Annotated in this window: 28 protein-coding genes and 1 pseudogene; 16 read left to right on the top strand and 13 right to left on the bottom strand. The window is 65.7% G+C overall.

The window, feature by feature from the left end:
• Positions 1–12 precede the first annotated feature (12 nt).
• Positions 13–1,350 (bottom strand): ActS/PrrB/RegB family redox-sensitive histidine kinase, encoded by a 1,338-nt coding sequence (locus BLT73_RS03165; protein WP_245726964.1) that lies wholly within the window; start codon positions 1,348–1,350, stop codon positions 13–15.
• An 88-nt stretch (positions 1,351–1,438) separates the two neighbouring features.
• Between BLT73_RS03165 and BLT73_RS03160 the strand changes: the two genes are divergently transcribed.
• The 3 genes from BLT73_RS03160 (at position 1,439) to BLT73_RS03150 (ending at position 3,082) form a co-directional block, all read left to right on the top strand.
• Complete coding sequence (locus BLT73_RS03160) at positions 1,439–2,062, top strand: SCO family protein (RefSeq protein WP_090520733.1); 624 nt, start codon at positions 1,439–1,441, stop codon at positions 2,060–2,062.
• A gap of 78 nt (positions 2,063–2,140) precedes the next feature.
• A complete protein-coding gene (locus BLT73_RS03155) occupies positions 2,141–2,695 on the top strand; it encodes an ActR/PrrA/RegA family redox response regulator transcription factor (RefSeq protein WP_090520731.1) in 555 nt (184 codons plus the stop codon).
• Positions 2,696–2,770: 75 nt separating this feature from the next.
• Positions 2,771–3,082: an H-NS histone family protein gene (locus tag BLT73_RS03150; RefSeq protein WP_090520977.1), complete on the top strand. Its 312-nt coding sequence runs from the start codon at positions 2,771–2,773 to the stop codon at positions 3,080–3,082.
• 45 nt (positions 3,083–3,127) lie between these two features.
• On the opposite strand, the gene BLT73_RS03145 is transcribed toward BLT73_RS03150, so the two are convergent.
• From BLT73_RS03145 to BLT73_RS03135, 3 genes are all read right to left on the bottom strand, one after another.
• Positions 3,128–3,736, bottom strand: a complete 609-nt coding sequence (locus tag BLT73_RS03145; RefSeq protein WP_090520729.1) for an HD domain-containing protein — start codon at positions 3,734–3,736, stop codon at positions 3,128–3,130.
• A 6-nt stretch (positions 3,737–3,742) separates the two neighbouring features.
• The gene (gene secB / locus BLT73_RS03140) at positions 3,743–4,267 is read right to left on the bottom strand and encodes a protein-export chaperone SecB (protein ID WP_090520728.1); all 525 of its coding nucleotides are present in this window, start codon (positions 4,265–4,267) and stop codon (positions 3,743–3,745) included.
• A 66-nt stretch (positions 4,268–4,333) separates the two neighbouring features.
• Positions 4,334–4,879 carry an FxsA family protein gene (locus BLT73_RS03135; RefSeq protein ID WP_090520727.1) on the bottom strand — a complete coding sequence of 182 codons (546 nt, stop codon included), beginning with the start codon at positions 4,877–4,879 and terminating at the stop codon, positions 4,334–4,336.
• Between the two features lie 103 nt (positions 4,880–4,982).
• Between BLT73_RS03135 and BLT73_RS03130 the strand changes: the two genes are divergently transcribed.
• Together BLT73_RS03130 and BLT73_RS03125 are read left to right on the top strand one after the other, a co-directional pair.
• Positions 4,983–5,654, top strand: coding sequence for a Tim44/TimA family putative adaptor protein (locus tag BLT73_RS03130; RefSeq protein WP_342705146.1), 672 nt, complete (start codon positions 4,983–4,985; stop codon positions 5,652–5,654).
• Complete coding sequence (locus BLT73_RS03125) at positions 5,654–6,253, top strand: Smr/MutS family protein (RefSeq protein ID WP_090520726.1); 600 nt, start codon at positions 5,654–5,656, stop codon at positions 6,251–6,253. Before BLT73_RS03130 ends, BLT73_RS03125 begins: the two co-directional genes overlap by 1 nt.
• Here the strand turns inward: BLT73_RS03125 and BLT73_RS17205 are convergent.
• A complete protein-coding gene (locus BLT73_RS17205; protein WP_176804861.1) occupies positions 6,238–6,585 on the bottom strand; it encodes a TfoX/Sxy family protein in 348 nt (115 codons plus the stop codon). The two genes, BLT73_RS03125 and BLT73_RS17205, sit on opposite strands and share 16 nt — an antisense overlap.
• Positions 6,586–6,685: 100 nt before the next feature.
• On the opposite strand from BLT73_RS17205, the gene BLT73_RS03115 reads away from it, so the two are divergent.
• Positions 6,686–8,332, top strand: coding sequence for an FAD-binding dehydrogenase (locus BLT73_RS03115; RefSeq protein WP_090520724.1), 1,647 nt, complete (start codon positions 6,686–6,688; stop codon positions 8,330–8,332).
• Here the strand turns inward: BLT73_RS03115 and BLT73_RS03110 are convergent.
• The 5 genes from BLT73_RS03110 to BLT73_RS03090 are packed head-to-tail and all read right to left on the bottom strand — an operon-like array spanning position 8,329 to position 11,852.
• Entirely contained in the window at positions 8,329–9,474 is a 1,146-nt protein-coding gene (locus BLT73_RS03110; RefSeq protein ID WP_090520722.1) for a saccharopine dehydrogenase C-terminal domain-containing protein, read from the bottom strand. The two genes, BLT73_RS03115 and BLT73_RS03110, sit on opposite strands and share 4 nt — an antisense overlap.
• On the bottom strand, positions 9,471–10,526 hold the full coding sequence (locus tag BLT73_RS03105) for a saccharopine dehydrogenase (RefSeq protein ID WP_090520720.1): 1,056 nt from the start codon (positions 10,524–10,526) through the stop codon (positions 9,471–9,473). Before BLT73_RS03105 ends, BLT73_RS03110 begins: the two co-directional genes overlap by 4 nt.
• Positions 10,523–10,915, bottom strand: coding sequence for a GFA family protein (locus BLT73_RS03100; protein WP_090520718.1), 393 nt, complete (start codon positions 10,913–10,915; stop codon positions 10,523–10,525). The genes BLT73_RS03105 and BLT73_RS03100 overlap by 4 nt, the downstream gene beginning before the upstream one ends.
• Entirely contained in the window at positions 10,896–11,348 is a 453-nt protein-coding gene (locus BLT73_RS03095) for a GAF domain-containing protein (RefSeq protein ID WP_090520716.1), read from the bottom strand. Before BLT73_RS03095 ends, BLT73_RS03100 begins: the two co-directional genes overlap by 20 nt.
• Before the next feature lie 24 nt (positions 11,349–11,372).
• Entirely contained in the window at positions 11,373–11,852 is a 480-nt protein-coding gene (locus BLT73_RS03090; RefSeq protein ID WP_090520714.1) for an Lrp/AsnC family transcriptional regulator, read from the bottom strand.
• 118 nt (positions 11,853–11,970) lie between these two features.
• On the opposite strand from BLT73_RS03090, the gene BLT73_RS03085 reads away from it, so the two are divergent.
• The 5 genes and pseudogenes from BLT73_RS03085 to BLT73_RS03070 all read left to right on the top strand — a co-directional run bounded on the left by BLT73_RS03085 (position 11,971) and on the right by BLT73_RS03070 (position 16,127).
• A complete protein-coding gene (locus BLT73_RS03085; protein WP_090520713.1) occupies positions 11,971–12,270 on the top strand; it encodes a DUF2849 domain-containing protein in 300 nt (99 codons plus the stop codon).
• Positions 12,270–13,934: a nitrite/sulfite reductase gene (locus BLT73_RS03080; protein ID WP_090520712.1), complete on the top strand. Its 1,665-nt coding sequence runs from the start codon at positions 12,270–12,272 to the stop codon at positions 13,932–13,934. The genes BLT73_RS03085 and BLT73_RS03080 overlap by 1 nt, the downstream gene beginning before the upstream one ends.
• A pseudogene (locus tag BLT73_RS17450) lies at positions 13,934–14,668 on the top strand (phosphoadenylyl-sulfate reductase); the annotation flags it as partial. The gene BLT73_RS03080 and the pseudogene BLT73_RS17450, both read left to right, overlap by 1 nt.
• The gene (locus BLT73_RS17760; RefSeq protein WP_218132501.1) at positions 14,654–15,082 is read left to right on the top strand and encodes a DUF934 domain-containing protein; all 429 of its coding nucleotides are present in this window, start codon (positions 14,654–14,656) and stop codon (positions 15,080–15,082) included. The pseudogene BLT73_RS17450 and the gene BLT73_RS17760, both read left to right, overlap by 15 nt.
• Positions 15,083–15,161: 79 nt before the next feature.
• The gene (locus BLT73_RS03070) at positions 15,162–16,127 is read left to right on the top strand and encodes an NAD(P)H-dependent flavin oxidoreductase (RefSeq protein WP_090520709.1); all 966 of its coding nucleotides are present in this window, start codon (positions 15,162–15,164) and stop codon (positions 16,125–16,127) included.
• Here the strand turns inward: BLT73_RS03070 and cobA are convergent.
• Positions 16,124–16,885, bottom strand: coding sequence for a uroporphyrinogen-III C-methyltransferase (gene cobA / locus BLT73_RS03065; RefSeq protein ID WP_090520707.1), 762 nt, complete (start codon positions 16,883–16,885; stop codon positions 16,124–16,126). The two genes, BLT73_RS03070 and cobA, sit on opposite strands and share 4 nt — an antisense overlap.
• Positions 16,886–16,933: 48 nt before the next feature.
• Here cobA and BLT73_RS03060 point away from each other — a divergent pair, with 48 nt between their 5' ends.
• From BLT73_RS03060 to BLT73_RS03040, 5 genes are all read left to right on the top strand, one after another.
• Positions 16,934–17,413, top strand: a complete 480-nt coding sequence (locus tag BLT73_RS03060; protein WP_218132497.1) for a MarR family winged helix-turn-helix transcriptional regulator — start codon at positions 16,934–16,936, stop codon at positions 17,411–17,413.
• Between the two features lie 62 nt (positions 17,414–17,475).
• Positions 17,476–18,678 (top strand): fumarylacetoacetase, encoded by a 1,203-nt coding sequence (fahA, locus tag BLT73_RS03055; protein ID WP_090520703.1) that lies wholly within the window; start codon positions 17,476–17,478, stop codon positions 18,676–18,678.
• A gap of 50 nt (positions 18,679–18,728) precedes the next feature.
• On the top strand, positions 18,729–19,679 hold the full coding sequence (locus BLT73_RS03050; protein WP_090520701.1) for an MBL fold metallo-hydrolase: 951 nt from the start codon (positions 18,729–18,731) through the stop codon (positions 19,677–19,679).
• Positions 19,680–19,705: 26 nt separating this feature from the next.
• Positions 19,706–21,301: an FAD-dependent oxidoreductase gene (locus BLT73_RS03045; protein WP_090520699.1), complete on the top strand. Its 1,596-nt coding sequence runs from the start codon at positions 19,706–19,708 to the stop codon at positions 21,299–21,301.
• Positions 21,298–21,492, top strand: a complete 195-nt coding sequence (locus tag BLT73_RS03040; RefSeq protein WP_090520697.1) for a DUF2783 domain-containing protein — start codon at positions 21,298–21,300, stop codon at positions 21,490–21,492. Before BLT73_RS03045 ends, BLT73_RS03040 begins: the two co-directional genes overlap by 4 nt.
• Positions 21,493–21,940: 448 nt before the next feature.
• Here the strand turns inward: BLT73_RS03040 and BLT73_RS03035 are convergent, their stop codons facing one another.
• Together BLT73_RS03035 and BLT73_RS03030 are read right to left on the bottom strand one after the other, a co-directional pair.
• Entirely contained in the window at positions 21,941–22,207 is a 267-nt protein-coding gene (locus BLT73_RS03035) for a Txe/YoeB family addiction module toxin (protein ID WP_090520695.1), read from the bottom strand.
• The gene (locus tag BLT73_RS03030) at positions 22,188–22,454 is read right to left on the bottom strand and encodes a type II toxin-antitoxin system Phd/YefM family antitoxin (RefSeq protein WP_090520694.1); all 267 of its coding nucleotides are present in this window, start codon (positions 22,452–22,454) and stop codon (positions 22,188–22,190) included. Before BLT73_RS03030 ends, BLT73_RS03035 begins: the two co-directional genes overlap by 20 nt.
• Positions 22,455–22,513 lie beyond the last annotated feature (59 nt).

The following is a 22,513-nucleotide window of genomic DNA, read 5'->3' as shown; positions in this document are numbered from 1 at the left end:
CACTTAACATAATTACAATATTTTCGGGTTCTCGCGCAGAGGGGCGCGGTCGTCGGCCCGGATCCGGTCGATCGGCCATGTGACATCCACCTGCGCGCCGCCCCCGGTATTGGACAGCCGCATCCGTGCGCCACCGCTTTCCAGCAGGGAGCGGGCGATGAACAGGCCCAGCCCCATCCCCTCATAGCCGTCGCGGCCGTCCTGGCTGCGACGGCTGACCGGGAAGGGATCGGCCAGACGGCCCAGCATGGTTGCCGGGAATCCGGGTCCGTCATCGCGGACCCGGATCTGCATGACCTCCTCGTCCCAGAACGCGACCACATCGACGCGGCTCGCCGCGAAATCGACCGCGTTCTGGATGATGTTGCGCAGCCCGTGAATGATGCCCGCGTCGCGGATGATGCTGGGTGCCGGAGGCTCGGCGTTCAGATGGAACACGACCTGCTTGCCGCGTTGCGCATGGGGCTCTGACGCTTCCTGCAGCACGGTCAGCAGGGGCGCGGCGTGAAGTTTCAGATCGTCTTTCCCGGCCCGCCCCATGGAGCGCATGATGGCGCTGCACCGATCCGCGGAGGCGGCGAGGGTTGCCGCATCTTCGGCCAGATCGTCACGGTCGGGCAGCGCGCTGCCCAGCTCGTCGCGCAGCTCGGCGGCAATCAGCTTGATCGTGGCCAGCGGCGTGCCCATCTCATGCGCCGCGGCGGCGATCACGCCGCCGAGATGTTGCAGCTTCTGCTCGCGCGCCAGTGCCATCTGGGTGGCGAAAAGCGCATCCCCGGTGGTGGCCAGTTCGCCCGCAACACGGCGGGCGTAGCCGGCGAAGAACACCACGCCGATCAGAATGGCCACCCAATGGCCGAGCTGGAGGATGGGCGACATGCTCAGATCCAGCGTCGGGTGATGGATCGGCAGGGCGAACCAGCCGGCGAGCGAGATCATCACGGCCGTCGCGGCGCCGATCAGCACGGTCTGGCGGTTCTGCAGCGCGGTCGCCGCGATCGTCACCGGTGCCAGCACCAGCAGCGCGAACGGGTTGGACAGCCCCCCGGTCAGACCGATCAGCAGCGCGATCTGCGCCAGGTCGAACACCAGCTGCCAGGTCGCCCCGCGCTGCGAGACCCGGACCGGCGTCACTGTCATCAGCAGGTTCAGAAGCCCGCCGATCACCACGACGCCGATGGCGGGCTGAACCGCGAAATGGACGCCGATCAGCCAGGCCAGGATGATCGCGGCCATCTGCCCGGCAAGCGCCACCCAACGCAGCAGGACCATGGTGCGCCGGCGAATGGGCTCGGCCGGGCGGCGCGGACCGGGATAGGGCCCGGTATCTGGTAGCGTGGCATTTTCCACGGCCGCCTCCTTCGCGCGCCATTTGGTCGCGTTGATATCCTGCGCATATTGCGCGATCAATTGGCGCAAATCACGCGCGAGGTGGGCTATGAACGAAAAGGGACTGATCGCAGTTGGTTGCGCCGCGACGGTGGGGCTCTTGCTGGGCGGCTGGCTGTGGATGGAAAATCGCGGCAGCGATGATCCCTTCGCGCCCTGCCGGACTAGCGTCGTGGCCGGCGGAACCGAGCAATTGGGCGGGCCGTTCGAGCTGACCGACGAAACCGGCGCGCGGATCACCGATGCGGACCTGTTTACCAAACCGACATTGCTGTATTTCGGTTATGCCTATTGCCCGGATGTCTGCCCGCTCGACAATTCGCGAAATGCAGAGGCGCTCGACCTGCTTTCCGCGCAGGGGGTGGATGCGCAGGCGGCCTTCATCTCTGTCGATCCGAAACGCGACACGCCCGAGGTGATGGCGGACTATACATTCAACATGCATGAGAACATGATCGGGCTGACCGGATCAGAAGAAGATATTGCCGCGGCGGCGAAGGAATTCCGCGTGGCCTATCAGATTCAGGATGACGGCACGCCGGATTACCTCGTCTCGCACACCACCATGACCTATCTGGTTCTGCCGGAGGCCGGCACGGTGGAGTTCTTCAATCGCGACGTGACGCCGGAAAGAATGGCCGAGCAGGTGGCCTGTTTCGCCAACGCCGCCTGATCCCGCATCTCTCGACAAATTGCGCTGCCGCGCTTAGGCCTGTTTGATATTCCCATATCAGCAGGCCGGAGATGCGACATGGCTGAACAGACGCAAATTGACCTGGGACCGGACCCGTCGCTGCTTCTGGTCGACGATGACGAGATATTTGTGAATCGGCTGTCACGCGCGATGGAGCGGCGCGGCTTCCGGCCGCAGGTGACGCTGAATGTCGCAGATGCCATCGCCGCCGCGAAACGCAGCCCGGCCGCCTATGCGGTGGTGGATTTGCGGCTGGAAGATGGCAGCGGACTGGACGTGGTCGAAGCACTGCGCGAGGCGCGGCCCGATGCCCGAATCATCGTGCTGACCGGCTATGGCGCGATTGCGACGGCCGTCGCGGCGGTCAAAATGGGCGCCACCGACTATCTTTCGAAGCCAGCCGATGCAAACGATATCGTTTCCGCGCTGCTGCAAACCGGAGAGCTTTTGCCGCCGCCCCCGGAAAACCCCATGTCTGCAGACCGGGTGAAATGGGAGCATATTCAGCGAGTTTATGAACAATGCGACCGGAATGTCAGTGAAACGGCGCGCCGGCTGCATATGCATCGCCGAACATTGCAGCGGATTTTAGCCAAAAGAAGCCCAAAATAAAAAACCATCTATTTCCATGTTAAGGTTTATGTGAGAGTAGTTCCGCCACTCGAATTTAACCTCATGGAGACGTCGATGATCGATCTTGACAGCCTGTCACTCAAGGAACTGCGTGACTTGCGCAACAAGGTGGACCGTTCAATTTCTGGTTTTGAAGAACGCAAACGGCGGGAAGCTCTTGCTGCGGTTGAGGAAATCGCGCGGGAACACGGTTTCACGTTTAACGACTTGGCAACAGGCAAGTCTGCGCGCCGCGGGACGAAAGTTGCGGTGAAATACGCCAATCCCGAAGACCCGACCCAGACCTGGACCGGCCGCGGCCGCCGTCCGATCTGGATCCAGGATGCACTGGCAAATGGCAAAACCCTGGAAGAGCTGGAAATCTGAATCTTTATTTATAAAAGTTAATCCGCGAGCGGTAACTAATTTTTGTTAGATGCTTTCCCTTGCGGCAATTAATTCGGCGAAGCGCTCCAAATAGGCGTGGCGCGCTTCGGCCGGCGGACGAAGGCGAATTTCCAGGCCGTCGCACAGTTCAGGCGCCGGGACGCGAAAAATACCGCGCGCCTCCTTTTCGGAAAATCCGGCGATTTGAATCGCTTCAAGCCAGGCCGAGACCTGATCGGCCAGCTTGATCTGCCGCTTGATGCCGGCGGGCACCCTGACCGTCAGGCCGAAGCGGCGGTGCACCGCCTCGCCGATGCGGCGGTCCATTTCGCCATATTCCCCGCCCAGGGCACCCTTTACCGGAGAGATCATGTCGCCCAGCACGTATTCCGGCGCGTCGTGCAGCAGCGCCGCGAGCTGCCATTCCGGCCCCGCGGCGGGGTTGATCCGGGTGAAGGCCTGTTCGACGAGCAGGGAGTGTTCGGCCACCGAATAGGGCCAGTCACCGCGGGTCTGGCCGTTCCATCGCGCGACGAAGGCCAGACCGTGGGCGATGTCCTCGATCTCGATATCGACCGGCGTCGGGTCGAGAAGATCGAGCCTGCGGCCCGACAACATGCGTTGCCATGCACGCGGCGCATTGCGACGCGCCATCTTGGATCAGGACACCGGCGCGTCCGCCGGGCGTTCGGCCTGCGCGCGCCGGGCAATTTCCTGGCGGTAGAGCGCGACGAAATCCACCGGATCCAGATTGACCGGCGGGAAGCCGCCATCGCGCGTCACATCGCTGATGATCCGGCGGATGAACGGAAACAGCATGCGCGGGCATTCGATCATCAGGAACGGGTGAAGCTGCTCCTCGGCCACGTTCTCGATATGGAACACCCCGCCGTAATCGAGCTCGCACAGGAACAGGTTGCTGTCATTGGCGGTGTTCTTCGAGGTGACCCGGAACTTGCAGATCACCTCGTACTGGTTTTCCACGTTCCGCTTGCGCGCATCCAGGCTGACCTGGACCGAGACCTCGGGCTTCACCTCGGCATTGTTGATGCCCTTCTGCGCCACGATGTTCTCGAACGACATGTCGCGCACGAACTGGGCGAGGATCTGCATGCGGGGGGGCTGCTGCGCCTGCGTCTGGCCATTGCCTTCGGGTGCAGCGGCGTTCGGGGTCTCGTCGGTCATCTCTGGTCCTTTCAAGAAGCTCGGCCGGGTTCTAGCACCTGCGTGCGGACGGCTCAACGCGCCACGTCACTCGGGCCGCGTCCAGCCGGAGGGCTTGCTGCGTTTGGGTGAGGCGCTGCGATCCACCGGGGGCAGCTCGGTATCCGGCCGCGTGGCATAGGGGTCGTCCTGGGTCGAATAGTCGCCGTCGATCACGTCGCCGGACTTGCCGGGCCAACCATGTCGTGGCTGGCTGGAGGTATCGAAGCCGAACCCGCTGCGGGTGACATGCACCCGCCGCGCCGCGGCCTGCATCACCCGGTCGCGGACCCATGGCACCAGCAGCAGCAAACCGATCGAGTCGGTGAAGAAGCCCGGCGTCAGCATCAGCGCACCGGCGAACAGGATCATCGCGCCATGTGCCAGCGGTCGGGTCGGATCATTCAGCTTGCGGAACGACTCCTGCAACTCGCCAAGCGCGCGCCGGCCCTGGCTGCGGATCAGCACCATGCCCACCACCGCCGACAAAAGGATCAGCCCGATGGTCGGCCACAACCCGATCAGCCCGCCGATCTGGATGAACAGGGCAATCTCGATCACCGGGATGAGGATGAACAGGATCAGAAGTGGCATGGCGCTCTCACGGGCTTGTCGGAAACTGGACTTGTTCCGGTTGCATCCCTACATAGGGGCGGATGGCGGATTTACCAACCGCCGCAGAGCAGGCGAAGGATGAATGATGTCGAACTCGGTGATCCAGCTGATCGTTCTGGCCGCGATCGCGGTGTTCCTGGTCCTGCGGCTGCGCGGCGTTCTGGGCACGCGTGACGGGTTCGAGCCCGATCCGATCGAGGAGCACCGCGCGGACCGCAGATACGAGTTGTCCGATGACGACGGGGATGGCGAGAACGCCGCCACGGATGAGGACATCACCGATCACGTCGACACCGGCAGCCCGGCCTATGCGGCCCTCGTAGCGATGAAGCAGGTGGAGCCGTCCTTCTCGCTCGGCGAGTTTCTGTCCGGCGCGCGCCAGGCCTATGAGATGATCCTTGTCGGTTTCGAGAAGGGCGACATGGACGAGATCCGCCCCTTCCTGTCCGACGACGTGGCGGCCGCCTTCGACGGCGCCATCGCGGCCCGCGGCCGCTCCGGGCAGTCGGTGGATGTGCAATATCTCGGCACGCGGGAAACCACGCTCGCCGCCGCGGAATTCGATACCGGGACCAATGTGGCGGAGCTGACCGTGCGCTTTTTGGGCGAGATGATCGTGGCGACGCGGGACGCCGACGGCAAGGTGGTCGAGGGCGATCCCAAGACGCCCCGCAAGCAGCGTGACAGCTGGACCTTCGAGCGCGAAATGGGCGCGGCCGATCCGAACTGGAAACTGGTGGCGACCGGCGCCTGATGTCGAAGCGCCGCGGTCTGACGCCAGAAGATCGCGAACTCTGGTCGCGGGTGGTGCGGAACACGACGCCGATGCACGACAAGGCGAAGCTGCCAGACCCAGCCGATCCGCCACGTGACCACCAACCGGCCCGCCCGATGCCTGCGCCCCAGCCTGCCGCGACCCTTCCGCGCGGATTGCGCATCGGTGCCGCGTCGGTGGGTGCAAAGCCGCATCTTCACGCGCCCGGCCCCGCCGATGCGCTGCGCGCACAGCCGGTGCGGATGGATCAGAAGCTTCACCGGCAGATGAGCCGCGGCAAGCTGCGGCCTCAGGCGCGTCTGGATCTGCACGGCATGACGCTGGCCGAGGCGGGGCCGGAGCTGACGGCCTTCATCTTCTCTTGTCACAGCGGCGGGTTGCGCCTGGTGCTGATCATCACCGGCAAGGGCAGCCGGGCCGGCGATATCGGGCCGCTTCCGACCCGTCCCGGCGCGCTGCGCCATCAGGTGCCGCATTGGCTCTCGAGCCCGCCCCTGTCGCGCGTCGTGCAGCATGTCGCACCGGCCCATCACCGCCATGGCGGCACCGGCGCTTATTACGTCTATTTGCGGCGCTGAGCTTTTGCCGGCAGCGCGTCGGCAAAGGCCACCCCGCGCGCGACCCAGCCCTTCAGCGCAGTCTCCTCGGCAATTGCGGCGGGGTCGATGGTGACGAAGGCATCGGCCGTCCGCCCGCCGCCGATCTCAAGCGGCTCGACCTCCGGCGCGGTCAGCGCCTCTGCCGCGCCCGCCTTGCCCAGCCTGACCATCAGCCGGCCGCCCGTCACGCCGCAGGCCATGTTGCCGCCGCGCAGGAAAAACAGCCCGCCCATCATCCTGACCTCATCACCGCCGCCCATTGCGGCGAGGACGGCACGGATGCGTGATGCGAGCTGCGTATCATAGGCCATTGCGGTCCCCTTTCTCGAAGAACTGGCGTCATGCGGGACACTGGGGCATTCTTGCCGGAATAGAGCCACATGACGGGCCGGCAGGGAAGAGGGATCAGGGATGGATGCGGATGTCGTTGTCGTCGGGGCCGGGCTGGCGGGTCTCGTCGCCGCGGTGGAACTGGCCGATGCCGGGTTGCAGGTCGCCATCGTCGATCAGGAAGGGCCGCAATCCATCGGAGGCCAGGCCTTCTGGTCTTTTGGCGGGCTGTTCCTGGTCGACAGCCCCGAACAACGCCGGATGGGCGTGCGCGACAGCCTCGATCTGGCGTGGTCCGACTGGGACGCGACGGCGGGGTTCGACCGGGCAGAGGATCACTGGCCGCGCGCATGGGCCCGCGCCTTCGTGGAGTTCGCCGCCGGGGATTTCCGCGCCTGGCTACGCTATTTGGGCATCAAGCTGTTCCCGGTGGTCGGCTGGGCCGAGCGGGGCGGGGGGCTGGCGGCCGGTCCGGGCAACTCGGTGCCGCGATTCCACATCACCTGGGGCACCGGGCCTGGCGTGGTCGATCCCTTCGCACAGCGCGCCGCCGGTCATCCGAATATCCGTTTTCACTGGCGTCACCGCGTCGATGCGCTGACGCTTGCCGCGGGCGCGGTTACCGGCGTCGAGGGCGTCAGGCTGGCCCCGGACGAGGCCGAGCGCGGTGTGTCCACCAGCCGTGAGGCGGTGGGCGGCTTTGCGCTCTCCGCGCAGGCGGTGCTGGTGGCGTCCGGCGGGATCGGCGGGAATATCGAGCTGGTGCGCAGGCATTGGCCGCGCCGGCTTGGCCAGCCGCCCGCATCGATGCTGTGCGGTGTGCCTGCGCATGTCGATGGGCGGATGCTGGACATCGGGGCCGATGCCGGTGCGCGGATCGTGAATGCCGACCGGATGTGGCACTATACCGAGGGCGTGCGCAACTTTGCGCCGATCTGGCCGGCACATGGCATCAGGATCATTCCCGGCCCGTCCTCGATCTGGCTCGACGCGGCGGGCAACCGGCTGCCCGCGCCGAATTTTCCCGGCTTCGACACGCTCGGCACGCTGCAATATTTGCGCCGCACCGGGCGCGATCATAGCTGGTTCATCACCACCCAGACCATCCTGAAAAAGGAGTTCGCGCTGTCGGGATCGGAGCAGAACCCGGACCTGACGGAGCGCGACTGGAAAGCCGTGCTGGCGCGGATCCGCGGCCGCGCCGCCACCCCGCCGGTCGAGGCGTTCAAGGAACAGGGCGAAGACTGGGTGGTGGCCGAAGATCTCGACCGCCTGATCGCGCGGATGAACGGCATCGCGGGCGAGGATGTGCTGGATGCTGCCCATGTTCGGCGGCAGATCGAGGCGCGCGACAGCCAGATCGCGAACGGCTTCGGCAAGGACGCCCAGATCGCCGCGCTGCGCGGCGCGCGGAAATATATGGGCGACCGGCTGATCCGGACCGCCCGGCCGCATCGCATTCTGGACCCGGCCCACGGCCCGCTGATCGCCGTGCGACTGCATGTGCTGACCCGCAAGTCCCTCGGCGGAATCGAGACCGATCTCGGCGCGCGCTGTCTGGCCGCGCCGGACCGGGTGATGCCGGGGCTCTATGCCGCGGGCGAGGTGGCCGGGTTCGGCGGCGGCGGGATGCATGGCTACCGCGCGCTCGAGGGGACGTTCCTCGGCGGCTGCATGTTCTCCGGCCGGCAGGCGGCGCGGGGGATTGCCGAGGATCTTGGGCCCTAGGCCGCGCCCTTCGCGTCGTCGCTGCGCAAATGGTCGATCCGGCGGGCAAACCCGGCCTCGTGGGTGATCTCGACCAGCCAGTTTGCGATCAGCTCGGGATCGGTGGGCCCGATATGCAGCCCCGGCTCGACCCGGCCCGCCAGCAGCGCCTCCGCGGCGAGGGCCAGCATCAGGGATTTCAGGCGAAACCGGGCGAACCCGCTGCGCCCCCCGGTGCTGTCCAGAACCCATTCGCGGTGCCACCGCGCCCGACCGTCCCGTTCCGCCCGCAATGCCACGGACAGCACGATCCGGTCGGCCTCCTCGGGGGCGAAAGGGTGTTCGGCCCACAACGTCTCGGAGAGTGTCGCAAGCGCCTCGGCATCCTTCCCGGTCTGACGGATGCTGGCGAAGACGGCGGCCCAGCCCTGTTTCCAGCCCTTCAGCCGGATCGCGCCGCGCTCTGCGGTGGCGATCGTCCAGCCGGGATCGAAGCCGTAAGCCTCAAGATAGGGCGCCACGTCGTAATGCGGATAGACCTCGTGCCGCTCGGGTGTCGGCAGATTCAGGTCGAAGGAGCGGATCACCTCGAAGGGGAACGCGGCGCGCCTTGTCTCGCCCTGCCCGATCCAGCTCGTGGGCGTGGCAAGCGCGTTCAGCAGAGGCAACGGCGACAGGTTGAACTTGTGCCGGAAGTTGTCGGGGTGTTTCGGCATCCCCCCGCCATAGGAGCTGAAATGCAGCCTGTCGCCGTCCTGCGCCACCTGCCGGTAATCATTGACCAGATCCCGCGCCATCAGGTGGTCGATGCCGGGGACCATGCCCACCTCGGCCAGCACGGACAGCCCGCGACCCGCGGCGGCTCCCACCGCCTCGCGCAGGGTGGGAGAGACATGCCAGCCGACCGCCAGATGCGCGCCGCAATCCATGGCGATCCGCGCGACCTCCAGATCGGTCGGGCGCGGCGCGACGATGATGTCGCCTCGCGCCAGCTCCGCTTTCAGCGCCGCAGCCTCATAAGGGCGCTGCTGCCCGGCCGGGATCTCGTCCGGGCTGACGCCATGCGCGGTCCACACCATCGGCTCGATGCCGCGTTGCTGGAGATGGCGAAGGCCGAACACGGCGTCGGGGCCGCAATGGACCCAGTGGATGCGTGACATCATGCCTCCTGAACATGGCTGTCGAAGATGGCGCGCGCCCGTCCCCAGGCGCCGCTGTCTATGCGGTCGAGACCGGCCAGCACCGGCAGAAGCTGGGCGGCGAAATCCTGCGACGATTCCAGCGGCAGGATCGAGGGCAGGTTGTCGATGGCCATCACGTCCAGCGGCGGATCGTCCTCCACCCGGATCACCGGCGCGTCCCAGCCTGTCGCGCGGTCATAGACCGGCACCGGGTTGAATTCGCTCGTCGGATCGCAGGCGACATCGCCCACGACGCGCAGCAGCCGGGACGGGCCGAGCGCCGCGCGGGGCAGCAGCACCGGGCAGCCGGGCTGGGCCAGAATGGCGTTGATGAAGATCGGGTGTTGCGTGATTTCCGGGAAGGGTCCGCCATGGCGGGTCTCGTCCAGATCCCAGCCGGTGACATGGCCCCCCATCTCGGTCAGCAGATCATGCGCGCCGCGGCCGACCCGGCCCTTCGCGCCGACGATGATCGTGCTCGGACGCGGTGCCGCCACGGAATCGAGATCCGCGCGCAGCTCGGCGGTCAGGGCGTGGCGATCTGCATAGGCGTGGACAGGGGCGCAGACCGCACCGCGCTGCTGCGCCGCCCAAGCGCGCAGAGACACCGCAGCGCCGGTGTAACCGGCCCAATATCCGAACGCCGCCAGCCGCCGGCCGTCCTCGTCGGTCAGATATTCCAGATCGTAGAGCGCGCCGCCGCCTTCGCGAAACCGGCGGAGCAGGTCGGGGCCGTCATCCTGGCCCTTGAAGGCATGCCCGAACATGATGTGGCGATGCACGAGCTTGGAGCCATCGGCCGGCAATTCCTTCAGACCGAAGATGATGGCGTCGGGCGGCGCCTCGCGCCAGCTTCCGGCCGGGGTGATCGTCGCGCCCGCGTCGCGATAGGCCTGGGCCGGGATGATGCGGTCCGCGCTGTCCTCGACCGTCACGCCAAACCCGTCCGCGATCAGCCTGCGGACGCCGTCGGGGGTCAGACCGACCCGGCGTTCATTGGCGCGCGTTTCGGCCCGCACCCAGAGATGCGTCATTCCGTCGCCTCCTGCGGCAGATCGTCGGCAATGTCGTAATAGTCACCCTTATGTGCCGCATAGATATGACCGCCGAGTGTCATTCCCGTGGGTTCGTCGATGCAGCCCATCGAGATCGAGATATGCACGGACCCGTTCTGCTTCCAGAACAGCGAGGAGCCGCAGACCCGGCAGAAGCCGCGCTGCGCGTTTTCGGACGACCGGAACCATTGCAGGTTCTTGCGTCCCGAGATCTTCAGATCCGTGCCGCCAACCGCGGGCCAGGCATGGCCGCTCCACCGCCGACACTGACCGCAATGGCACATGCTGGGCGTGTCGTGGCGCATGGCGTGAAAGCTGATGGCGCCGCACAGGCACCCGCCGGTAATCTCAACATTCTCGGAAGACATCGTTCAGTATCTCCTGCAATGAGGTTGCGTCGGCTTCGGTAAAGGCATCGGGTTGATTGCTGTCGATATCCAGAACCCCGACCAGCCGTCCGGCCCGGCCGAAGAACGGGATCACCAGTTCGGACCGCGTGCTGGACGCGCAGGCGATATGGCCGGGAAACGCATCGACATCGGGGACAAGCTGGATCTCGCCGCTGCGGGCCGCCGCACCGCACACCCCGCGCGAAAACGGAATGATAAGGCAGCCATGCCCGCCCTGGTAGGGGCCGATTTTCAGCGTCTCGGGGGCGGTCACGCGGTAGAAGCCGGTCCAGTCGAACCGGTCATCGGCGTGGTGGATCTCGCAGGCGAGCGTGGCCATCAATGCGACCTCATCCGTCTCGCCTTCGGTCAGGGCCGCGATTCGCGCTGCCAGCCCGGCATGGTCCAGCATGTCTCTCCTCTCCGGTTCTGCCGGTCAGACCGGCAAAAAGGTCGTGGATTTCAGCTCTTCCATCGACAAAAGCGCCGTGACGTTGAAGATTTTCACCTCGGCAATCAGCGCCTGGTAGAAGGCGTCATAGGCGCGTGCGTCCGATACCCGCAGCTTCACTATATAGTCAATCTCGCCGGCGAGGCGATGGGCTTCCAGCACCTCCGGCCGGGCCTGAAGCGCGGCGAGGAAGCGCTGCTGCCAGCTTGCCTCGTGTTCGCTGGTGCGGATCAGCACGAAGAAACAGGTGCCCAGATCGACCGCATCGGGATCGAGGATCACGGTCTGGCGGGTGATGACGCCGGCATCCTTCAGCTTGCGGATCCGGTTCCAGACCGGGGTTTTCGACGAGCCGACCTTGCGGGCGATGTCGTCAAGGGACTGGCTGGCGTCGTCCTGCAATTCGATCAGGATTTTCCGGTCGAGCGCGTCCAGGCGGAGTTTCTTCTCATTCACTTCGTTCATCGCGGGGGTTGGTCCTCTACAGCGGGCACTCTGGAACAGTATTCCTTATTTATGCGAGATACTAGCGTTCAGATGGGAAAATATCCCATATTGCACCCAGCAAGCACGGAGATTCGCCATGGCCCGCAAATTTGAGCCCGTCGTCATTTCAGCCAACGACCTGTTCGATGGCCGGGTCATCTATCTGACCGGGGCCGATGAGTGGGTGCCGCATCTCAACCAGGCCGAACTCATCACCGAAGAAGACCACGCCAAGCATCGCATGGCCCATGCGCTCGCGCTCTCCGACCGGGCCGTGGGGGTGTTCCTGGCCCCCGCCCGACCCGGTCCCGACGGACCCGTGCCCGGCCACCCGCGCGAGGCGTTCCGGGCCAACGGCCCGTCCAATTATTTTCACGGCAAGCAGGCAGAAGCGTAATGTATCATCATTCCGAATTCGACCGAGCCTTCGTCATCGACCGCGCCGAGCGGTTCCGCGATCAGGTGAACCGCCGCATCTCCGGCGCGCTGACCGAGGAGGAGTTCCGTCCCCTGCGCCTGATGAATGGCGTCTATCTGCAGCTTCACGCCTATATGCTGCGGATCGCGATTCCCTATGGCACGATCAGCCCCGACCAGATGCGCCGGCTGGCCCATATCGCCGATCGCTGGGACAAGGGCTACGGACACTTTACCACCCGCCAGAACATCCAGTTCAACTGGCCGAAGCTGGTCGATATCCCGGACATGTTGGACAGCCTGGCCGAGGTGGGGATGCACGCCATCCAGACTTCGGGCAACACGATCCGCAACGTCACGGCCGATCACTTCTCGGGTGCTGCGGCGGATGAGATCGCCGACCCGCGCCCCTATGCCGAGCTGATCCGGCAATGGTCCACCGACCACCCGGAATTCCAGTTCCTGCCGCGCAAGTTCAAGATTGCCGTCTCCGGCAGCCCGAATGACCGCGCGGTGGTGAAGTCGCATGATATCGGCCTGCGCATGGTGCGTCGGGACGACCAGATCGGATTCGAGGTCTCGGTCGGTGGCGGGCTTGGCCGGACGCCGCTCGTCGGCAAGGTGGTCAACGAGTTCGTGCCTACAACGGATCTGCTGCCCTATCTGGAGGCGATCCTGTCGGCCTACAACACGGTCGGCCGCCGCGACAACAAGTACAAGGCGCGGCTGAAGATCGCCGTGCAGGAACTTGGCATCGACCATATCCGCGAACTGGTCGAGGCCCGCTTTGCCGAGACCCGGCCGATGTTCGACGGCTCCGATCAGGCCGTGCTGGCCGAGATCGCAAAGCAATTCGCGCAGCCGGAACTGGTCGAGGGCCGCAGCACCGCCGCGTATGACGCGGCGCGCGACGCCGATCCGGTGTTCCGGTCCTGGGCCGATACGAACCTGCACGACCACAAGAACCCGGACTATGCGATCGTCACCGTCTCGACGAAGAAACATGGTGCCACGCCGGGCGACGCCACCTCGGATCAGATGCGGCTGCTCGCCGACATCGCCGAGGAGTACGGGCAGGGCGATCTGCGGATCAGCCATGAGCAGAACGTGGTGATGCCGCATATCCACCGCGCCGATCTGCCCGCGATCCATGCGAAGCTGCGCGAGGCCGGTCTGGGTACGGCCAATATCGGCCTCGTCAGCGACATCATCGCCTGCCCCGGCCTGGATTACTGCGCGCTCGCCACGGCCCGTTCGATCCCCATTGCCCAGCAGATCGCGACCCGCTTCGACGAGCTGAAGCTGGAGCATGAAATCGGTGAGCTGAAGATCAAGATTTCCGGCTGCATCAACGCCTGCGGGCATCACCATGTCGGCCATATCGGGATTCTCGGTCTGGACCGCGCCGGGGTGGAGAATTACCAGGTCACGCTGGGTGGCGACGGCACCGAGACCATGTCGGTCGGAGAACGCGCCGGGCCGGGTTTTTCGAAGGACGAGATCATCCCGGCCATCGAACGGCTGGTGCAGGGCTATCTGGCCATCCGTGAGGACGAAGACGAGACCTTCCTGCAAGCCTATCGCCGGCTTGGCCCCGCCCCGTTCAAGGCCGCGCTCTATCCCGCTGAGGAAAAGGCGGCGTGATGGCACAGCTCCAGACAATCCCGACGCGCCCGGCGCGGGTGGCGGCGCTCAACCGCCGCTACCGCCACCGTGCCGCGATCCAGGTGCTGCGCGAGGCGCTGTCCGACCCGGAGCTGGGTCGGGTGGCGATGGTGTCCTCCTTCGGGGCGGATTCGGTGGCGCTTCTGCACATGATCTCGCTGATCGACCGCACCACGCCGGTGCTGTTCATCGACACCCAGATGCTGTTTCCCGAAACCCTGACCTACCAGGCCGAGGTGGCGGCGAAGCTGGGGCTGACCGATGTCCGCACCATCCGGGCGACCCCCGCCGCCATTGCCGCGGCTGATCCCGATGGCGATCTGAACCAGACCAACCCCGATGCCTGCTGCGACCTGCGCAAGACCGTGCCGCTGAACCGGGCGCTCTCGTCATTCGATAGCTGGATCACCGGCCGCAAGCGCTTCCAGGGTGCCACCCGCTCGGAGATGGAGTTTTTCGAGGAAGACCCGGCCGGCGACCGCATCAAGATCAACCCGCTGGCCCACTGGACGGCGCGCGATGTCGCGGACTATATCGCCAATAACCGGCTGCCGCGCCATCCGCTGGTGTCCAAGGGCTATCCATCCATCGGCTGCATGCCCTGCACCAGCCCGGTGAAGGAAGGCGAAGACCCCCGTGCAGGCCGCTGGCGTGGCCAGGACAAGACAGAATGTGGAATTCATTTCGTGAACGGTAAGATGCAACGCATTCCGCCCGCCGCCCCCGCGCCCTTCGTGCCGGCGGATGGCCAGCCCGTCATCGTGCGCGACAGCGGCTTCGGCCCCGAGGACTGGACCGGCCCGATCCTGGATCTGGCGTCGGATGCCGATCTGGACGATCCCGATCTGCGCGTCGGTGATGCCACGATGATCCGCATCGCCTTCCCCAGCTTCACCGACGGGCGCGGCTTTACCCTGGCCCGCCGGCTGCGGGTGGCCGGTTACAAGGGCCGGCTGCGCGCCACGGGCTATGTCATCGCCGACCAGTTACCGATGGCCCGCCGCTCCGGCTTCGACGAGGTGGAGATCGACGCCGATCTCGCCCGGCGTCAGCCCTGGCCGCATTGGCGCGATGCCGCCGATGCCGCGCCGTCATATCTCAAGAAACTGGGCCGCCGCGCCTCCTGAGCGTGGCGTCACCCTGTGATCGGGCTTGCACCCGCCGCGCGGCTGGCGATTATGGCATTGAAGTGTAAAGGAGTTTCCGATGTCATTGCCGCCCATCCTGTCCCGCCTGCGTCTCCCCGTGATCGGTTCGCCGATGTTTATCGTTTCCGGACCGGATCTGGTCATTGCCCAGTGCAAGGCCGGCATCGTCGGCAGCTTCCCGGCGCTGAATGCCCGCGAGAAGGACGGTGAACCGATCCAGCTAGACGCCTGGCTGACCCGCATCACCGAGGAGCTGGACCGCCACAACCAGGCCAATCCCGACAACCCGGCCGCGCCCTTCGCGGTCAACCAGATCGTGCACCGCTCCAACGCGCGGCTGGAGCGCGATCTGGAGATCTGCGTGCGCCACAAGGTGCCGCTCTGGATCACCTCGCTCGGCGCCCGGCCGGAGGTGAACGAGGCCGCGCATTCGGTGGGCGGGGTGGTGTTTCACGACATCATCAACAACACCTTCGCGCGCAAGGCGATCGAAAAAGGGGCCGATGGGCTGATTGCCGTCGCCGCCGGTGCGGGCGGACATGCCGGGATGCAGTCGCCCTTCGCCCTGCTTCAGGAAATCCGCGGCTGGTTCGACGGTCCCGTGGCGCTGTCCGGTGCCATCGCAACCGGGCGCGCCATTCTGGCCGCGCGCGCCGCCGGGGCCGATCTGGCCTATATCGGCAGCCCCTTCATCGCCACTGAAGAGGCCAACGCGCAGCCGGAATACAAGCAGATGATCTGCGATTCCGGCGCCGAGGACATCGTCTATTCCTCGCTTTTTACCGGTGTTCACGGCAACTATCTCAAGCAGTCGATCCGCAACTCCGGTCTCGATCCCGACCAGCTTGAACATGCCGATGCCAGCAGCATGAATTTCGGGCAGGGCTCATCCAAGCCGAAAGCATGGAGCTCGATCTGGGGGGCGGGCCAGGGTATCGGCGCGATCAGCGAGGTCCGGCCGGCCCGCGCCTTCATCGACCAACTGGGCGAGGAATACGCCGCCGCGCGGAGCGCCCTGGCCTAATCCTCCGCGCCCGCAGCCAGCCACTCGACCGCCGCGTCGCTGATCTCGGCCAGCGGCCCGTAAAAGATCAGTGCCGGGGCCGGGCTCGGCCCGTCGCGACGCAGCGCGGCGGCCAGCCCGGCCACGGTGCTGCGCCGTAATCGCTGGCCATGCTGCGTCACCGCCTCGGCGATCATCGCCGGTGTCTCCGGCGGCAGGCCATGCGCGATCAGCCCTGCCGCCAGTTCGGGAAAGCTGCGCTGACCCATGAACACCACGGTGACGGCATGAGGATCTGCGATGGCGGCCCAGTTCAGCTCTGAGGGCAGCTTTCCGGTCACATCGGCGCCGGTCAGATACTGCACCCGTCGCGCGGTCAGCCGCCGTGTCAGCGGCACTCCGGCCACGGCCGCGGCCGCGTTGACCGAGGAGACGCCCGGCACGATCTCGAACGCGATGCCCGCACCGCGCACGGCCGCCAGCTCCTCCTCCAGCCGTCCGAACATCCCCGCATCGCCGGATTTCAGCCGCACCACATGCCGCCCTGCCCGCGCATGCGCCAGGATCAGCGCGTTCACCGCCTCCTGCTTGGCGCTCGGACGCCCGGCACGCTTACCCACCGGGACCAGCTCGGCCCGCTGCGCCATGGCCAGGACCGGGCCGGAGGACAGATCGTCATACAGCACCACATCGGCGGCACCCAGCCGGTCCGCGGCCCGGCGGGTCAGAAGCTCCGGATCACCCGGGCCAGACGAGACGAAGGAGACAAATCCAGCCATGGGACTTCCGTTGCGCGATTCTGGAACATTGGCAAGTGGTTGTTGCATATGCGACAGTTGCAGTGTGACGACGTGCTGGGCGCAATGGCAGAGATGACCGATTTCAGGCTGAACGACTTTCTTCCCTATCTGCTCAACAACGCGGCAGAGGTCACCAGCCGCACCTTTTCGGCCAGCTACCGCAAGAAATTCGGGATGACGCGGGCGCAGTGGCGCATCATGGCCCATCTGGGTCAGGGCGGCGCGCTGACCGCGACGGAAATCTGTGCCCGCGGCCATCTGGAAAAATCCAAGGTCTCCCGCGCCGTGTCCGGGCTGGAGGAGGGCGGGCTGCTGCGCCGGATGACCTCGTCCTCCGACCGCCGGGCCGAGCTTCTGTCACTGACCGAAAGCGGGCGGAAGGTCCATGCCATCCTTGCCGCGCAGGCGCAGGAATTTCAGCAGGAGATGGAGGCGAGGCTGGGGCCGGAGCGCGCCCGCCATCTGGCGCAATTGCTGGACGAGCTGGCGCAGGCCGAGGCCGACTGAACGCTTGCGCGACGAGACGGGCCATGTTAGTTGCGTTTGCAACTTAATGGAGGATCACGGCGATGGCGGCGAAAAGCTGGATTGAAAGCGCGAACGCGCCCGATTGCGAGTTTCCGATTCAGAACCTTCCCTACGGCGTATTCTCCGTGGCGGGGGACGCGCCGCGCTGCGGGGTGGCAATCGGGGATCGGATCCTCGATCTGGCCGCCTGCGAGACGAACGGGCTGATCGACGCGGGCGGCACATTCGCAAACCCGCAGCTCAATGACTTCATCGCGCTCGGCCGCGAGACATGGGCGCGCATCCGCGACCGGCTGACCGAATTGCTGGGCGAGGACGGCAACCGCGACCTGCCGCTCGTCGCCATGCAGGATGCCAGGCTGCACCTTCCGATCCGCGTCACCGAATACACCGATTTCTACGCCTCGCGAAACCATGCCTTCAACGTGGGTGTGCTGTTCCGCGGCCCGGAGAACGCGCTGCCCGCCCAATGGACCCACATGCCCATCGGCTATAACGGGCGCGCCTCCTCGGTGGTCGTGTCGGGCACCGACGTGATCCGGCCCATGGGTCAGCTGAAAACCGATGACGGCCCGATCTGGTCGGAATGCAAACGGCTGGACCTGGAACTGGAGATGGGCGCCATCGTCGGGGCCAATTCCCGACTGGGCGACCGCATCAGCGTGGCCGAGGCGGAGGAGATGATCTTCGGCTATGTCCTGCTGAACGACTGGTCGGCCCGCGACATCCAGGCATGGGAATACCAGCCGCTCGGCCCGTTCCAGGCCAAGGCCTTCGCCACCACGATCAGCCCCTGGATCGTCACCACCGCAGCACTCGCACCGTTTCGCAGCGAAGGCGCCGAACGGGTCAACGACCTGCTGCCCTATCTCCAGGAAGACCGCCCCGGACTTTACGACATCAACCTGTCCTGGGCGCTGAACGGGGAGGTTTTGGCGCGAACCAACTACAACGTGATGTATTATTCCTCAGCCCAGCAATTGGCGCATCACAGCGGATCGGGCTGCCCGATGCGGGTGGGCGACCTGCTCGGCTCCGGCACGATCTCCGGGCCGGAGCGCGACCAGACCGGGGCCTTGCTGGAGATGACCGAAGCAGGCAAACATCCTGTTATGGTCGGAGGCGAGGAGCGCCGCTTCATCCAGGATGGCGACACGATCTCGCTCAGCGGCCATGCGCAGGGCGATGGCTACCGGATCGGCTTCGGCCCCTGCGAGGGCAAGGTGCTGCCCGCGCGGAGCTAACGCGGCGGCATCCGCGCCCCGCCGCCCACCAGACCGGAAGGGAGACCGGGATGAGCAAGCAATTCGCCTCCGCCGGCGACATGGCGGAAAAACAGATCAGCTTCACCGAGATCGGCGAGGGCCTGTGGGCCTTCACGGCCGAGGGCGACCCGAATACAGGCGTCATCATCGGTGACGAGTCGGTGATGATCGTCGAGGCGCAGGCGACACCACGCCTGGCCCGCAAGGTGATCGAGAAGGTCCGAGAGGTGACCGACAAGCCGATCAGCCATCTGGTGATGACGCATTATCACGCGGTGCGCGTGCTGGGGGCCTCGGCCTACGGCGCGCCCAACATCATCATGGGCGACACCGCCCGCGCCATGGTGGTCGAGCGCGGGCAGGAGGATTGGGACAGCGAGTTCGCCCGCTTCCCGCGCCTTTTCCAGGGCCATGAGGAGATCCCCGGCCTGACCTGGCCCAACACCACCTTCAGCGACCGCATGACGGTCTATCTGGGCAACCGCCGGGTCGATCTGATGCATCCGGGCCGCGCCCATACGGCCGGCGACATCGTGGCCCATGTTCCAGATCAGAACGTCATGTTCACCGGCGATATCGTCGAATATCACAGCGCCTGCTATTGCGGCGACGGGCATTTCAGCGACTGGCCAAAGACGCTGGAGAAGATCCGCGCCTTCGATCTGGACGCCATTGCGCCGGGCCGCGGCGACGCGCTTGTCGGCTCGGACATGGTCAACGCGGCGTTGGATAATACCGCCGATTTCATCCGCTCCACCTATCAGCCGGTGGCCCGCGTGGCGCAGGGTGGCGGCTCTCTGAAACAGGCCTGGGACGCGGTGCGGGCGGCTTGCGACGAGAAATTCGGCGATTACGCGATCTACGAGCACTGCCTGCCCTTCAACGTCGCCCGCGCCTATGACGAGGCGCGCGGCATCGACACGCCGCGGATCTGGACGGCCGAGCGCGACCGCGAGATGTGGGCGCTCTTGCAAGGCTGAGCAGCGGTCAGCGGGAGGGGAGGCCCATGACACAGCCGAAGACCAGCGATCAGCCGCTCTACCCGTATCGCCGCCATCCCGATCAGGATGCGACGGCGGCGGTGCGCCACCCGGTCATCATCGTGGGGGCGGGGCCGGTCGGGCTGACCGCGGCGGTTGATCTGGGCCTGGAGGGCGTGCCGGTGCTGGTGCTGGACGACAATGACAGCGTCTCGACCGGCAGCCGCGCGATCTGTTTCGCCAAGCGCCCGCTGGAGATCTTCGACCGGCTCGGCTGCGGGCAGGAGCTGGTCGATCGGGGCGTGGTCTGGAATGTCGGCAAGGTCTTTGCCGGGCACGACAAGATCTATGAGTTCAACCTTCAGCCGGAGGAGGGGCACCGCCGTCCGGCCTTCATCAATCTTCAGCAATACTATCTCGAGGAATGCCTGCTTGCCCGGCTGAAATCCCTGCAATCGCAGGGCGCGCCGGTCCAGATCCGCGGCAAGTCGCGGGTCAGCGCCATCCAGCAGCATGACGATCATGTCGCCCTGACCGTTGGCACGCCGGAGGGAGAATACGGGCTGGAAGCGGAATGGCTAGTCGCCTGCGACGGGGCGGCGTCGCCCGTGCGGGGAATGCTCGGGCTGGATTTCGTGGGGCGGGTGTTCGAGGATAATTTCCTGATCGCCGACGTGACCATGCAGGCCGATTTTCCCACCGAACGCTGGTTCTGGTTCGATCCGCCGTTCAATCCGGGCCAGTCTGCGCTGCTGCACAAGCAGCCGGACGGGGTCTGGCGGATCGATCTGCAGCTTGGCTGGGACATTGACCGCGCGGCTGAGAAACGGCCTGAGAATGTCATTCCCCGGATCCGCGAGATGCTGGGGGAGGATGTTAAGTTCGAGCTGGAATGGCTCAGCGTCTATACGTTCCAGTGCCGCAGAATGGAACAGTTTCGTCATAATCGGGTGATATTCGCCGGTGACAGCGCGCATCAGGTCAGCCCGTTCGGGGCGCGCGGTGCCAATAGCGGCATCCAGGATGCCGACAATCTGTGCTGGAAGCTGCAGCTGGTCCTGGACGGGCTTGCGCCGGAGGCGCTGCTGGACAGCTATGACCATGAGCGCGTGCAGGGGGCGGAGGAGAATATCCTGAACTCCACCCGCTCGACCGATTTCATCACCCCGAAATCCGAGATCAGCCGGATCTTCCGGGATGCCGCGCTGACGCTGGCGCGGCAGCATGCGTTCGCCCGGCCCTTCGTCAATTCCGGGCGGCTCTCCGTGCCCTGCACTTATGACAACTCCCCCCTGAACAGCGCCGATGCCATGCCGGACGGCCCGGCCCGCACGCGGCCCGGAAGCCCCTGCCCGGATGCGCCGCTGGCGCAGGGTTTCCTGCTGGACCGGCTGGGCGGGCGGTTCAGCCTGCTGGCCATCGGCGTTGCGGCGGAGCCGGTCAACGCGGCCGGGATCGAGGCGGATTTGCTGGCGTTCCCGGCCGAGGGGGCGCTGGCAGACCGCTATGGGCGGGGCGTCTATATGATCCGGCCGGACCAGCATGTCGCCGGGCGATGGCCGGTCTTTGACGCCGATGAGATCACATCCGCGCTGCGGCGCGCCACGGGGACTGCGCCATGAGACTCAATCTGCAACCGAACCTGCCCGCGCCAGACGACGCTTATGCGATGCTGCTGGCGGCGCATGAGGGGCTGAGCAAGGCGGAGTCGGACGCGCTGAACGCCCGGCTGATCCTGATTCTGATGAACCATATCGGTGATGCGGAGGTGATCCGCGAGGCGCTGGCGGCGGCGGCTGACCCGCCGCGCTGACGCGGCTATTCCGGATAAGCTGACGACACGGCGAGGCGAGCGCAACGGGCGGCGCGCGATGGTTGTTGCGTGATGCGGCCTGTTGCGTGACATGGGCCAGCAATTGCTGGGTTTTCCGCCGCACAATGCGTACACCGGGCGTACACAGGCTGTACACTGGGGGTCCACGGGATGGTCGAGACGCGATTGGCCGACTTAACCGCCAATCGAACAGCCCCCGAACAAGAAGGCCCGCCATCGCGGCGGGCGTTTCCATCTCTCGCGCCGGGTCGCCTGACAGCCGCCGCTGACGGATCAGGTTGGTGGCTGTTCACGGCGGAGCGTAGGGCGGGCGTGAAGATCGATTTTATGGAACAGAAAGCGCCGGTGGACGGGACTTGCGTGCGGTCTGCGCTGCGGGCGGGTCGCGGCGGTGGCGTGGATGGGGCGCCGAAGCACACCCTCCGTCCTAGTAGTGATAGCGGCACTGCGCGATTTCGAGTGCCTGTGCCGGGCCGCTGCCCGAGACGCGATAGACGAGACGGTCGCGCTGGGTAATCCTGCGCGACCACCAGCCGCTGAGATCGCCTTTCAGCGGTTCGGGCTTTCCGGTGCCTTTGAAGGGGGTGCGCATGGCCTCCCTGATCAGATCGTTCAGCCTGTCAAAGACCTTGGCGTCGGACGTCCGCCAGTGGTGATAGTCCTGCCAGGCATTGTCAGAGAAGATCAGCTTCATCTTCCAGCCGCCGCTCCGTCCCCTCGCCGGCGTTCAGTTCGGCAACGGAGTCCCGCAGGCGCTGCGCATTGGCCGGGGAGTTCAGCAGATACAGCGTTTCCTGAATCGCATCCCATTCTTCCTTGCCGACGACGACAACCGCCTCCTTGCCGGACCGCGTGATGACGGTTTCGGTCTTGTCGTGGATCGCGTGATCCATGACGTCCTTGAGATGCTTTCGGGCATCGGTGTAGGTCAGGATGTCCATGGGGTGCCTTTCACTAATAAGCCACACGCGTCCGATATGGTACAAGATAAGGTACTTAT

This window comes from Paracoccus isoporae, assembly GCF_900101865.1.
Taxonomy (GTDB): Bacteria; Pseudomonadota; Alphaproteobacteria; order Rhodobacterales; family Rhodobacteraceae; genus Paracoccus; species Paracoccus isoporae.
Note: the sequence above shows the minus strand (reverse complement) of the source record. Positions and strands in the feature narration are given on the sequence as shown.

Excerpts from the sequence above, each read along its gene's own strand:
- BLT73_RS03160 (WP_090520733.1), top strand. The coding sequence starts at position 1,439 with ATGAACGAAAAGGGACTGATCGCAGTTGGTTGCGCCGCGACGGTGGGG.
- BLT73_RS03155 (WP_090520731.1), top strand. The coding sequence starts at position 2,141 with ATGGCTGAACAGACGCAAATTGACCTGGGACCGGACCCGTCGCTGCTT.
- BLT73_RS03150 (WP_090520977.1), top strand. The coding sequence starts at position 2,771 with ATGATCGATCTTGACAGCCTGTCACTCAAGGAACTGCGTGACTTGCGC.
- BLT73_RS03145 (WP_090520729.1), bottom strand. The coding sequence starts at position 3,736 with ATGGCGCGTCGCAATGCGCCGCGTGCATGGCAACGCATGTTGTCGGGC.
- secB (WP_090520728.1), bottom strand. The coding sequence starts at position 4,267 with ATGACCGACGAGACCCCGAACGCCGCTGCACCCGAAGGCAATGGCCAG.
- BLT73_RS03135 (WP_090520727.1), bottom strand. The coding sequence starts at position 4,879 with ATGCCACTTCTGATCCTGTTCATCCTCATCCCGGTGATCGAGATTGCC.
- BLT73_RS03130 (WP_342705146.1), top strand. The coding sequence starts at position 4,983 with ATGATGTCGAACTCGGTGATCCAGCTGATCGTTCTGGCCGCGATCGCG.
- BLT73_RS03125 (WP_090520726.1), top strand. The coding sequence starts at position 5,654 with ATGTCGAAGCGCCGCGGTCTGACGCCAGAAGATCGCGAACTCTGGTCG.
- BLT73_RS17205 (WP_176804861.1), bottom strand. The coding sequence starts at position 6,585 with ATGGCCTATGATACGCAGCTCGCATCACGCATCCGTGCCGTCCTCGCC.
- BLT73_RS03115 (WP_090520724.1), top strand. The coding sequence starts at position 6,686 with ATGGATGCGGATGTCGTTGTCGTCGGGGCCGGGCTGGCGGGTCTCGTC.
- BLT73_RS03110 (WP_090520722.1), bottom strand. The coding sequence starts at position 9,474 with ATGATGTCACGCATCCACTGGGTCCATTGCGGCCCCGACGCCGTGTTC.
- BLT73_RS03105 (WP_090520720.1), bottom strand. The coding sequence starts at position 10,526 with ATGACGCATCTCTGGGTGCGGGCCGAAACGCGCGCCAATGAACGCCGG.
- BLT73_RS03100 (WP_090520718.1), bottom strand. The coding sequence starts at position 10,915 with ATGTCTTCCGAGAATGTTGAGATTACCGGCGGGTGCCTGTGCGGCGCC.
- BLT73_RS03095 (WP_090520716.1), bottom strand. The coding sequence starts at position 11,348 with ATGCTGGACCATGCCGGGCTGGCAGCGCGAATCGCGGCCCTGACCGAA.
- BLT73_RS03090 (WP_090520714.1), bottom strand. The coding sequence starts at position 11,852 with ATGAACGAAGTGAATGAGAAGAAACTCCGCCTGGACGCGCTCGACCGG.
- BLT73_RS03085 (WP_090520713.1), top strand. The coding sequence starts at position 11,971 with ATGGCCCGCAAATTTGAGCCCGTCGTCATTTCAGCCAACGACCTGTTC.
- BLT73_RS03080 (WP_090520712.1), top strand. The coding sequence starts at position 12,270 with ATGTATCATCATTCCGAATTCGACCGAGCCTTCGTCATCGACCGCGCC.
- BLT73_RS17760 (WP_218132501.1), top strand. The coding sequence starts at position 14,654 with ATGCAACGCATTCCGCCCGCCGCCCCCGCGCCCTTCGTGCCGGCGGAT.
- BLT73_RS03070 (WP_090520709.1), top strand. The coding sequence starts at position 15,162 with ATGTCATTGCCGCCCATCCTGTCCCGCCTGCGTCTCCCCGTGATCGGT.
- cobA (WP_090520707.1), bottom strand. The coding sequence starts at position 16,885 with ATGGCTGGATTTGTCTCCTTCGTCTCGTCTGGCCCGGGTGATCCGGAG.
- BLT73_RS03060 (WP_218132497.1), top strand. The coding sequence starts at position 16,934 with ATGCGACAGTTGCAGTGTGACGACGTGCTGGGCGCAATGGCAGAGATG.
- fahA (WP_090520703.1), top strand. The coding sequence starts at position 17,476 with ATGGCGGCGAAAAGCTGGATTGAAAGCGCGAACGCGCCCGATTGCGAG.
- BLT73_RS03050 (WP_090520701.1), top strand. The coding sequence starts at position 18,729 with ATGAGCAAGCAATTCGCCTCCGCCGGCGACATGGCGGAAAAACAGATC.
- BLT73_RS03045 (WP_090520699.1), top strand. The coding sequence starts at position 19,706 with ATGACACAGCCGAAGACCAGCGATCAGCCGCTCTACCCGTATCGCCGC.
- BLT73_RS03040 (WP_090520697.1), top strand. The coding sequence starts at position 21,298 with ATGAGACTCAATCTGCAACCGAACCTGCCCGCGCCAGACGACGCTTAT.
- BLT73_RS03035 (WP_090520695.1), bottom strand. The coding sequence starts at position 22,207 with ATGAAGCTGATCTTCTCTGACAATGCCTGGCAGGACTATCACCACTGG.
- BLT73_RS03030 (WP_090520694.1), bottom strand. The coding sequence starts at position 22,454 with ATGGACATCCTGACCTACACCGATGCCCGAAAGCATCTCAAGGACGTC.